Annotated in this window: 1 protein-coding gene and 1 pseudogene; both read left to right on the forward strand. The window is 46.1% G+C overall.

The genetic code is table 11. The features are described from left to right. Positions 1-123 (forward strand): annotated as a pseudogene (locus R7093_RS26170) (ABC transporter permease); the annotation flags it as partial. 3 nt (positions 124-126) lie between these two features. Further along, on the forward strand, positions 127-633 hold a 507-nt coding region (locus tag R7093_RS26175; protein ID WP_411913258.1), incomplete at its 3' end, for an ABC transporter permease.

Raw genomic sequence — 633 nt, forward strand, 5'->3', positions numbered from 1 at the left:
TTCCTAGAGCCAAATTTAGCAGCCGCCATCTCGGTCATCTTAATGGCGCTGTTGGCGTTTATTACGGTGATTAACCAGTGGCTGATTGCCAAAAGTTACGCAGCTAAGAAAAGCAGGAAGTAAACCATGCAAGACGTAAATTCTCGATTCCATAAAAGCGTCGTTTACACCATCGTCGTAATCATGCTGATCCCGATTCTAGCGACGTTCATTTACTCGATTTCTTCTCGCTGGGGCGCAACGATTCTGCCTGATGGTTTCACTTTTGACTGGTACATTAAACTGCTTACGGATCCTCGCTTCTTACAGGCGTTTGGTCGCTCGCTCTTTATTGGCCTTTCAGCACTAGCACTGAGTGTTGTTCTCATACTGCCTGCGATTTTCGTGGTGTTTTACTACTTTCCGAAACTCGACAAGCTGATGAATATCCTGATTTTGCTGCCATTTGCAGTACCACCCGTGGTTTCGTCTGTGGGCCTTCTTCAACTCTATGCCGACAGTGAAATTTCCCTTATAGGCACACCTTGGATTTTAGTGGGCACTTACTTCACCATCGCATTGCCATTTATGTATCGCGCCATTTCCAACAGCTTTGACGCCATCAATTTACATGATTTGATGGACGCCGCGCAC

It is taken from the genome of Vibrio sp. 1580 (assembly GCF_033340055.1).